This is a genomic window from Pantoea sp. K16 (genome assembly GCF_048452805.1).
In the GTDB taxonomy this organism is placed as follows: Bacteria; Pseudomonadota; Gammaproteobacteria; order Enterobacterales; family Enterobacteriaceae; genus Pantoea; species Pantoea agglomerans.
The window spans coordinates 1-10012 of record NZ_JBLWNV010000003.1 but is presented as its reverse complement, the minus strand read 5'-3'; the positions used below and the strand labels follow the sequence as shown (position 1 = coordinate 10012).

10 protein-coding genes are annotated in these 10012 nt (G+C 55.9%); 6 read left to right on the top strand and 4 right to left on the bottom strand.

Features of this window, described 5'->3' with window-relative positions; genetic code table 11:
• The first annotated feature begins 161 nt into the window (after positions 1-161).
• Positions 162-629 carry a GNAT family N-acetyltransferase gene (locus tag ACK13D_RS04520; protein WP_010670081.1) on the top strand — a complete coding sequence of 156 codons (468 nt, stop codon included), beginning with the start codon at positions 162-164 and terminating at the stop codon, positions 627-629.
• Between the two features lie 44 nt (positions 630-673).
• Here the strand turns inward: ACK13D_RS04520 and yjfF are convergent, their stop codons facing one another.
• From yjfF to ytfQ, 4 genes are all read right to left on the bottom strand, one after another.
• Positions 674-1660, bottom strand: coding sequence for a galactofuranose ABC transporter, permease protein YjfF (gene yjfF / locus ACK13D_RS04515; RefSeq protein ID WP_010245373.1), 987 nt, complete (start codon positions 1658-1660; stop codon positions 674-676).
• The gene (gene ytfT, locus ACK13D_RS04510) at positions 1657-2673 is read right to left on the bottom strand and encodes a galactofuranose ABC transporter, ATP-binding protein YtfT (RefSeq protein ID WP_010245375.1); all 1017 of its coding nucleotides are present in this window, start codon (positions 2671-2673) and stop codon (positions 1657-1659) included. Before ytfT ends, yjfF begins: the two co-directional genes overlap by 4 nt.
• On the bottom strand, positions 2666-4186 hold the full coding sequence (locus tag ACK13D_RS04505) for a sugar ABC transporter ATP-binding protein (RefSeq protein WP_010245377.1): 1521 nt from the start codon (positions 4184-4186) through the stop codon (positions 2666-2668). The genes ytfT and ACK13D_RS04505 overlap by 8 nt, the downstream gene beginning before the upstream one ends.
• Before the next feature lie 76 nt (positions 4187-4262).
• The gene (gene ytfQ / locus ACK13D_RS04500; RefSeq protein WP_010245380.1) at positions 4263-5219 is read right to left on the bottom strand and encodes a galactofuranose ABC transporter, galactofuranose-binding protein YtfQ; all 957 of its coding nucleotides are present in this window, start codon (positions 5217-5219) and stop codon (positions 4263-4265) included.
• A gap of 686 nt (positions 5220-5905) precedes the next feature.
• On the opposite strand from ytfQ, the gene ydgT reads away from it, so the two are divergent.
• From ydgT to rsxC, 5 genes are all read left to right on the top strand, one after another.
• Positions 5906-6121 carry a transcription modulator YdgT gene (gene ydgT / locus ACK13D_RS04495; protein WP_003853427.1) on the top strand — a complete coding sequence of 72 codons (216 nt, stop codon included), beginning with the start codon at positions 5906-5908 and terminating at the stop codon, positions 6119-6121.
• Between the two features lie 110 nt (positions 6122-6231).
• Positions 6232-6675: a DUF2569 domain-containing protein gene (locus ACK13D_RS04490; RefSeq protein ID WP_010245382.1), complete on the top strand. Its 444-nt coding sequence runs from the start codon at positions 6232-6234 to the stop codon at positions 6673-6675.
• Positions 6676-6798: 123 nt separating this feature from the next.
• A complete protein-coding gene (rsxA, locus tag ACK13D_RS04485) occupies positions 6799-7380 on the top strand; it encodes an electron transport complex subunit RsxA (RefSeq protein WP_003853423.1) in 582 nt (193 codons plus the stop codon).
• Positions 7380-7958 carry an electron transport complex subunit RsxB gene (gene rsxB, locus ACK13D_RS04480; RefSeq protein ID WP_010245386.1) on the top strand — a complete coding sequence of 193 codons (579 nt, stop codon included), beginning with the start codon at positions 7380-7382 and terminating at the stop codon, positions 7956-7958. Before rsxA ends, rsxB begins: the two co-directional genes overlap by 1 nt.
• The coding region (rsxC, locus tag ACK13D_RS04475; RefSeq protein WP_418795802.1) for an electron transport complex subunit RsxC at positions 7951-10012 on the top strand (2062 nt) is incomplete at its 3' end. The genes rsxB and rsxC, both read left to right, overlap by 8 nt.

Below are 10012 nucleotides of genomic sequence, written 5' to 3'. Positions count from 1 at the left end.
TACCTTTCCTGACCCTGCTCCTTAATCTAAAGCGATTGTTTTTCCTGTCATACAAAAGAGAACCAAAGTCTTTGCTATAACTTAACCCTTTCATGAACTTGTACTTTCCCCCACCAGCCTGTATTGCTTGTAGCCTGACAAAAACAAAGGTCGCCAGCGCCATGCACATTGCCGAGCTAAACCAACATCCCGGCTTCGCCGGACAAACTGCACAACTGTTGCACACTGAATGGTCACACCTTCCTGCATGGTCTCACCCGCCTGCCATCCTTGAGCGTTTAAAACAGCGCAATCAGAAACCTTCGGCAGAATTTACTCTTATTGCCACACCGGATGGCGAAACGGTGGTCGCGACCTGCAGCGTCATTCGCTATGAACTGGATGACATTCCGGCACGAGAATTCTGGATTGGTGAGGTGGTGACGGACAAGGCATTCCGGGGTCAGGGCGTGGCAAAAGCGTTAATACAGCAGGCGATTGCGCGAGCCAGACAACAGCAGATGGGTGAACTGTGGCTCTATACACCCGATCAACAGGCGTACTATCAGCGTTCAGGATGGCAGGCGGTGGAACAGCGGCAAATCGCGGGTGAAGAAGTTACGGTAATGGTGCTGCCTCTGGCGCAGTAAAAGGCGGCTCCTGCGAGCCGCCATTGATCGGAGTACTGAAGAACTCAGGAAGGTAATCGCTTAACGGGCGCGTTCTGCTGACGATCCCAGATGACCGTCAGTAACCGCTGCAGGGCGATAAACGCAAACAGCAGAATTCCGATGGCGATCTTGGTCCACCAGGAACTCAGCGTACCGTCGAAGTTAATCCAGGTCTGAATCAGCCCCTGAATCAACACACCGAACAGCGTGCCCAAAACTGTACCGACACCACCCGACAGCAGCGTGCCGCCAATCACCACTGACGCGATCGCATCCAGCTCTACACCCAGCCCTGCCAGCGCATAACCTGCCGAGGTATAAATCGAGAACACGATCCCGGCCAGCGTCGCCAGCGTGGTGGAAAGCATATAAATCTTAATGGTGGTCGCACGGGTCGAAACGCCCATCAGTTGGGCGGATGTCATATTGCCACCGATGGCGTAAACCCGGTTTCCAAAGCGCGTGCGGTGCGCCAGAATAATCCCGCCAGACACCACCACCAGCATAATCACCGCCAGCAGGCTGAGACGCCCACCGCCCGGCACTTTCCACGCCAGACTGGAAAGCATGCTGTAGAACGGATGATCGATAGGAATTGAGTTCTCCGACACCAGATAACTGCATCCGCGCAGGAAAAACATCCCCGCCAGCGTAATGATAAATGCCGGAATCTTCAGCGCATCGATCAGCCAGCCCATCATGGCCCCGAACAGCGCGCCCAGCGACAGAATCAGCGCAAAGGCCAGCAAGGGATCGATATGAAAATCGCCAATCGCCCGGGCAAGAAACACGCCGGTAAAGGCGATCACCGCACCCACCGACAGATCGATACCGCCCGATAAAATCACGAAGGTCATGCCGACGGCGATAATCCCAAGAAAAGCATTATCGGTCAGGATATTGCAGATTACCCGGGTGGAGGCAAAGCCCGGAAACTGACTCAGACAAAACAGGTAACCCGCCACAAACACCAGCAAGGTGATCATCAGCGGAAGATGACGTTTAATCATGTCGGGCGTCTCCGTTTCAACATCGCAATAAACCGTGGTGACTGCAGCAACAGCACGCACATCACCACCACCGCTTTCACCACCTGATTCAGCTCAGGCGGGAAGCCGGAGAGCAAAATCCCGGTATTCATCGACTGAATAATCAGCGCGCCGATCAGCGACAACACCAGATTAAAACGGCCACCCATCAGCGACGCACCGCCAATCACCACGGCGAGAATCGCATCCAGCTCCAGCCATAATCCGGCGTTATTGGCATCCGCACCGCGTATATCCGCCGCGACGATCAGCCCCGCAACAGCGGCACAAACGCCACTTATGGCGTAGGTTGACATCACCACCAGCCAGCCTGTCACACCCGCGTTACGGGCCGCGCGCAGATTAATCCCAACAGCTTCGATAAACAGACCCAGCGCGGTTTTGCGCGTCAGCAGCCAGACCGCCAGCGCTACCACCAGTGTGATCCAGACCGGGACCGGCAACATCCACAGCGAGCCGTTACCAAACCAGCCAAGACTGTCACTGTCGAACGTCACAATCTGCCCCTGCGTAATCAGCTGAGCGATTCCGCGCCCGGCGACCATCAGAATCAGCGTGGCAACAAATGGCTGAATACGCAGCAGCGCCACCAGCACGCCATTCCATACGCCACAGGCTAAACCGGTTCCCAGCGTGCAGAGAATAATAAACGGCACACCGTGTCCGGCTACGGTCAATGTCGCAGCCGTCGCGCCTGCGATCGCCATCACCGCACCCACGGAAAGATCGATGCCGCCGGTGGCGATCACCAGCGTCATCCCGATCGCCAGCAGGGCAACCGGTGCCGCACGGTTAAGAATATCGATCGGACTGCCGAACAGACGCCCATCCTGCAGATGCACGGCAAAAAAGTTATTGGCCACCAGACTGTCAATCAACAGCACCAACAGCAGCGCGGCGATTTGCGGCATCCCTGGCGGGAGTTTCAGCTTACGACGTGGCGTTTTTTCAGATGTCATAGGGGACTCAAGCATGTTTTACCCCTCCGTCCGCGATAGCATTGACGATCGACGCTACCGAAAGCTGCTCCAGCGGAATTTCTGCCACCTGCTTCAGATCGCGCATAATCAACACCCGATCGGCATAACCGACCAGCTCTTCGAGTTCAGAGGAGATCACCAGCAGCGCCAGACCATCGGCGCACAGGGATTCAATTAAACGGATAATCTCGGCGTGCGCGCCCACATCAATGCCGCGCGTCGGTTCGTCGAGGATTAAAAACTGCGGTTTGGTCACCAGCCAGCGCGACAGCAGCACCTTCTGCTGGTTGCCGCCCGATAACAGCTCCACAGGCTGCTCTGCATGCGGCGTACGGATACCCAGACTCTTGATAAAACGATCGGCAATCGCCTGCTGCTCACGCTTCTTAATTGGCCGTAGCCAGCCGCGCTGCGCCTGTAACGCCAGAATAATATTTTCACGAACCGAGGCCGCGCCGATAATCCCGTCAGTCTTGCGATCTTCCGGGCAAAAACCCATGCCCAGCTGTGAGGCTTTCGCCGGATTAGTAATGCGCTGCACCTTGCCTTTGATCTTCGCTGTTCCTCGGTCGGCACGACGAATACCAAACAACACCTCGGCGGTTTCGGTGCGGCCCGAACCCAGCAGCCCCGCCAGTCCCACTACTTCGCCTGGACGAACTTCCAGGTTAAAGGGCTCGATGGTGCCTTTCCTGCCGTAATCCTCAAACGACACCACCGGCTGATTGCTGCGCAGCGTGCTGCCCTGCCGCTGCAGCGCCGTCTCCAGCAGTTCGCGACCCAGCATCAGCTTAATCAGCTCAATCTGCGGCAGCGTGGCGGTATCGCGGGTGGCGATAAACTGCCCGTTACGCAGCACGGTAATCCGGTCAGTAATGCGGTACACCTGGTCGAGAAAGTGCGTCACAAAAATCAGGCTCATCCCTTTGGCTTTTAACTGCGCCATCAGGGTAAACAGCATCTCAACCTCGCTGGCATCCAGACTGGCTGTCGGCTCATCCAGGATCAAAACCTGGGCGGAAAGATCGACCGCGCGGCAGATGGCGATAATCTGCTGCATCGCCACCGAGTAGTGGCCCAGCGGACGTGTCACATCGAGGGAAAAACCATAGTTCCGCATCAGCGCATCGGCCTCCCGCACCATCCGGCGACGGTCGATCATGCCAAAGCGGCGCGGTTCACGGCCAATATAGAGGTTATCTGCCACCGACATGTTCGGCAGCATATTAACTTCCTGATAAACGGTGCCGATGCCCATCTCCTGCGCCTGCGCCGTATTATGCGGCGTAATCGGCTCACCATTCAGGGTGATGGTCCCTGCATCACGGCTGTAAACACCGGTCAGCACTTTAATCAGGGTGGACTTGCCGGCACCGTTCTCCCCCAGCAGCGCCATGATCTCCCCTTTACGGATATCAAAGGAAACATTATTCAGCGCTTTGACGCCGGGAAAACCTTTGCTGACGCCGCTGATGGATAACAGCGGTGTTTCATTTTGCGTGGTCATTCTGCTCACTCCGCCTCACGTCATGAAAAACCGCCCCGTAGGGCGGTCTGCGGCTGGTCTGCGGCTGATCGGTGAATCAGTAACCCATGCCTTTTTTGGTATCCAGCTCCTTCTGCGCGTCGGCAGGCAGGAACAGCTTAGATTCGGTCTTGATCACTTTTGGCGGCAGCGTGCCATCTTTCTTGAATTTTTCCAGCGCATCAAACGCCGGGCCAGCCATGTTTGGCGTCAGCTCCACGTTGGCGTTAGCCTCACCCGCCAGCATCGCTTTATAGATATCCGGTACACCATCAATCGAGCCGGTCAGAATATCTTTGCCCGGTTTCAGGCCAGCTTCTTTAATCGCCTGAATGGCACCGATCGCCATATCATCGTTATGCGCGTAAACCATGCAGATGTTTTTGCCGTTGTTCTCCGCCTTGATAAAGCTCTCCATCACCTCTTTACCCTTACTGCGGGTAAAGTCACCCGACTGCGAGCGGATCACTTTAATGTTTGGATGGTTGCTGATCGCTTCAGCAAAGCCTTTCTTACGATCGATTGCCACGCTGGCACCCACCGTGCCCTGCAGTTCCACCACATTACACTGCTTGTCGCCCACGGTTTTCACCAGCCAGTCGCCAATCAGCTTGCCTTCCAGCACGTTGTCAGCCGTCACCACCGCCTGATAGAGCGATTTGTCTTTTACCACAATGGCGCGGTCCAGCAGGTAAACCGGGATTTTGGCATCTTTGGCTTCTTCCAGTACCGGCTCCCAGCCGGTCTGCACCACCGGTGCGATGAAGATGGCATCAACGCCCTGAGCGATGAACGAACGTACCGCCTTGATCTGATTCTCTTGTTTCTGCTGTCCGTCGGCGATTTTCAGGGTGATTCCGCGTTTTTTGGCTTCGCTTTTCGCTACGTTGGTTTCCGCCGAACGCCAGCCAGATTCCGAACCTACCTGCGAGAAGCCGACCGTCATATCTGCAGCGAGTACCGGGCCGGTTAACGCGGCGCTGACCAGCGTGGTCAGAAGTAAACGTTTCCACATAGTTTTTAATCCTCTGAAAGGCGTTTGCTGTTTAGGGTAGAGAGCCTGCTTAGACTGGACTAAAAAAGCGTGCATAATGGCGACACACTTCACAAAACAGAGCAATTTAAAGGGGTTACGTGTAGTCACACGGTTTGGCTGACGAGGGAGTTATGGATAAAACGGCTGAGTAGAAAAAATCTGCTCGTTAAATAATTGTAATAAACAGAATCGCTTATGCTTACTGCCACTGGAAACGATTACAGCCAGGCGTACAAAACGGGTTATCCGGCCTGCGATGAACAAAAAATGGGATTTGTGATAGTCCGCACAGTAGATCGCTGGCCTGAGTCAGGGGCGAAACGTTTCTCTGGCACTAAGTGCAGAATGGTTAATTTTTTTGGGCTAAAAGGGTGAGAAAGAAGCCACTAATGCATTGTCAGCGCTGAATAAGAAAAAAATAATATTTAACCTCTGCTTTTAAACACTTTATGCCGACTCTGTCCGTAATTAGTTAGTGAGGTGTTTAAGATAGAGACGCTGAGTTGCTGGCTCAGACAATAGTAAAAAAGCCAGATATGGAGTTTTAGTGACTAATAAGGTGCTTTTATCTGATTTTCGCCTTTTTTAAGCCGCATGATCTGGACAGCATAAGCTTGCCCCCTATACTGAGCACTCCTTTGTTACTTCTATCTGTTATGGCAATGATGACTGCGCACGATTACCTGCTTAAATTCCGCAAAGTAAATAATTCAGACAGTCTGGAAAAGCTTTTCGATCATCTTAATTACTCCCTGACGAATGATCTGGAAATCATCAATATGTACCGGGCTGCCGATCACCGACGTGCTGAACTGGTCTCTGGCGGACGGTTATATGATCTCGGCTGTGTCCCTAAAACGGTGTGGCGCTACGTGGTCTGATTTTCGGCTGATTTATCGCTGTTTATCCCGCTGATCTTGTCCGGATGGGCGTGCCCCTCTGGACATGTTATTCTGCTGCGCTTCGACTCCCCGAGACAGGAATAACCACGATGAATGAACAGGTTGCTGCGCCGCGTATTGGTGGCTGGCTTTTGCTGCCGCTGGCCTGGCTGATAATGACCCTGTTAACCACCGTTCTGGTGCTGGCGATGTATCTGACACCACTGTTTAATCCGGAATGGCGTGTGGCGCTTTTTTCTCACGGCAGCACACTCTTCTCTTACTGGGCTATTTCCCTGCTCACCGCCGTGGCGGTCTGGGCTTATAGTCTCTGGATCAGCTGGCTGTTCTTTAAGCGCTCCCGCCGCCTGCCGCGTCACTACCTGCTCTGGCTGCTGATTACCGTGCTGCTGGCGCTGAAAACCTTTGCCTTTACGCCGGTTACCGATAGCCGTGCCCTCCAGACATTACTGCTGTCGCTGCTGGCCGCTGCGGTGTTTGCGCCCTACTTCAAACGCTCAAAACGGGTAAAAACGACCTTTATCGCGCCATAACGCTGTGAGTTATGTCAGGAATTTAATTCTGAGTGCGGTCTGCCGCTCAGCGGATGGCGCAGGTGTTGAGATACGCCGCGCTATCAATGATAATAAGCCGCTTTCTGGCTCCCAGGCGAAAAAATGACCGATTATCTGCTTCTCTTTGTTGGCACCGTGCTGGTGAATAACTTCGTATTAGTGAAGTTTCTCGGCCTGTGTCCTTTTATGGGCGTTTCCAAAAAACTGGAAACGGCGATTGGCATGGGTCTCGCCACGACATTCGTCATTACCCTGGCCTCGATCTGCGCATGGCTGGTCAACCATCTGATCCTGCTGCCGCTGGATCTGGTCTATCTGCGTACCATGGCCTATATCCTGGTGATCGCCGTCGTGGTGCAGTTCACCGAAATGGTGGTGCGTAAAACCAGCCCGTCGCTCTATCGTCTGCTGGGTATCTTTCTGCCGCTGATCACCACCAACTGTGCGGTGCTGGGCGTACCTCTGCTGAGCGTCAACCTTAACCACACCTTTATGCAGGCCGCGCTGTATGGTTTCAGTGCCTCTATCGGCTTCTCGCTGGTGATGGTGCTGTTCGCCGGTATGCGCGAGCGGCTGGTGCTGGCCAATGTTCCTGCCCCGTTTAAAGGCAACTCCATCGCCCTGATTACCGCGGGCCTGATGGCGCTGGCGTTTATGGGCTTCAGCGGTCTGGTGAAATTCTGATGACCGCGATCTGGATTGCTGTTGCCGTATTAAGTGCGCTGAGCCTGGTGTTCGGCGCGCTGCTGGGTTACGCCTCGCGCCGCTTTGAAGTCGAAGAAGATCCTATTGTTGAGCAGATTGATGCCATCCTGCCGCAGAGCCAGTGCGGTCAGTGTGGCTATCCGGGTTGTCGTCCCTATGCGGATGCGGTCGGTAACAATGGTGAAGCGATCAATAAATGCGCGCCAGGTGGTGAGCAGACCATGCTCAAGCTGGCAGCCCTGCTTAACGTTGAACCGCAGCCGATTGATGGCGACGAAACGGCGAAAGAGCCGGTGCGCACCGTTGCGTTTATTGATGAAGCCAACTGCATTGGCTGCACCAAATGTATTCAGGCCTGTCCGGTGGATGCGATTGTCGGGGCAACCCGCGCCATGCACACCGTGCTGAGCGATGTCTGCACCGGCTGCGATCTCTGTGTCGCGCCCTGCCCGACTGACTGTATTGAAATGCGTCCGGTTGCCACCACGCCAGCTAACTGGAAGTGGGATTTAAATACCATTCCTGTACGGGTGATCCCGGTAGAAACTCATGCTTAATCTGTTTAACTTCCTGAAAAAAGAGAAGGTCTGGGATTTTCAGGGCGGTATTCATCCGCCGGAAATGAAAACCCAGTCCAACGGCACGCCGCTCAGCGAACTGCCGTTGCCGCACCGTTTTATTATCCCACTGAAACAGCATATCGGACATGAAGGTGAGATCTGCGTTGCGCCTGGCGACAAAGTGCTGCGCGGTCAGCCTCTGACATTTGGCACTGGCCGCATGCTGCCAGTCCATGCGCCCACCTCCGGCGTGATTGAAGATATCGGTCAGCATATGACCGCGCACCCTTCTGGTCTCTCTGAGCTTTGCATTTTCCTGACGCCAGATGGCGACGACCGCTGGATGCCGCTGGATCCGCTGCCTGACTACCGTCAGCATCCGCGCGCCGACATTGTGCAGCGTATTCACGACGCCGGCATCGCCGGTCTCGGCGGCGCGGGTTTTCCCACCGCCACCAAACTGAAGGGCGGCCTGCGCGGGGTTAAAACCCTGATTATTAACGCGGCGGAGTGTGAGCCTTATATCACCGCTGACGATCGTCTGATGCAGGACTACGCTGCCGAAGTCCTGGAAGGCAGCCGTATTCTCGCCTGGGTGTTACAGGCTGAACAGGTGCTGATTGGCATTGAAGATAACAAGCCTGAAGCCATTGCCGCACTGAAGCAGGCGCTGGGTAGCGAGCGCGATCTGCACATCCGGGTCATCCCGACCAAATATCCCTCCGGCGGTGCCAAGCAGCTGACCCGAATCCTGACCGGTAAGGAAGTGCCGCACGGCGGGCGTTCCTCCGATATCGGCGTGCTGATGCAGAACGTCGGCACCGCCTGGGCGGTTAAGCGGGCCATTATTAATGGTGAACCGATCACCGAACGCGTTGTGACGCTGACCGGCGAGGCGATCGCCCAGCCGCGTAACGTCTGGAGTCGTCTCGGCACCCCGATCAGCCATCTGTTACACCAGGTCGGGTTCACGCCTGCGCCGCGTCAGATGGTGATCATGGGCGGTCCGCTGATGGGCTTTACTCTGCCATCGCTGGATGTGCCGGTGGTGAAGATCACCAACTGTATTCTTGCCCCGTCTGCCAGTGAGATGGGCAACAACGACGAAGAGCAGTCCTGCATTCGCTGTTCAGCCTGTGCCGATGCCTGTCCGGCCAAACTGCTGCCGCAGCAGCTTTACTGGTACAGCCAGGGCGGCGATCACGATAAAGCGCGCGCTCACCATATTGATGACTGCATCGAATGTGGTGCCTGCGCCTATGTCTGCCCGAGCAACATTCCGCTGGTGCAATATTACCGTCAGGAAAAAGCGGAACTGCGCGCCATCGATCTGGAAGCGAAACGCACGCTGGAAGCCAAAGCACGCTTCGAAGCACGCCAGGCGCGACTGGAGCGTGAAAAGCAGGCTCGTGAAGCGCGTCATGAAGAGGCGAAGCAACGCGTTGCCCGCACCGATACCGGCGAACTGGCTGCGGCCAAAGCGCGGGTGAAAGCCCGCCAGACGGCCGAACCGGATGAGGCAACGCTTGAAGCCCAGCGTGAAGCCCGCCATGCGCAGGCGCGTCTGCGTCAGGCCGAGGCGCAGGCTGAAACCCAGCCGGTGACGCGTCAGACCGTCGATCCGCGTAAAGCGGCGGTTGAAGCGGCTATTGCCCGGGCGAAAGCGAAGAAAACAGTGCCGGTTGAGGCGGCGGATAACCAGGCTGAGGCCAGTGTCGATCCGCGTAAAGCGGCAGTCGAAGCCGCCATCGCCCGTGCCAAAGCGAAGAAAGCCGCTCAGGCTGAAGGCACCGAGGCACCGCAGGCCGCAACCGACAGCGCTGCAGACGCCGCCGCTGAAACCGATCCGCGTAAAGCCGCGGTTCAGGCCGCTATCGCCCGCGCCAAAGCGAAGAAAGCCGCACAGGCTGAAAACGCCGAGGCACAGGCTGAAAACGCCGAGGCACAGGCCGCAGGCGACAGCGCTGCAGAAGCCGTGCCAGACGCCGCCGCTGAGACCGATCCGCGTAAAGCCGCGGTTCAGGCCGCTATCGCCCGCGCCAAAGCGAAGA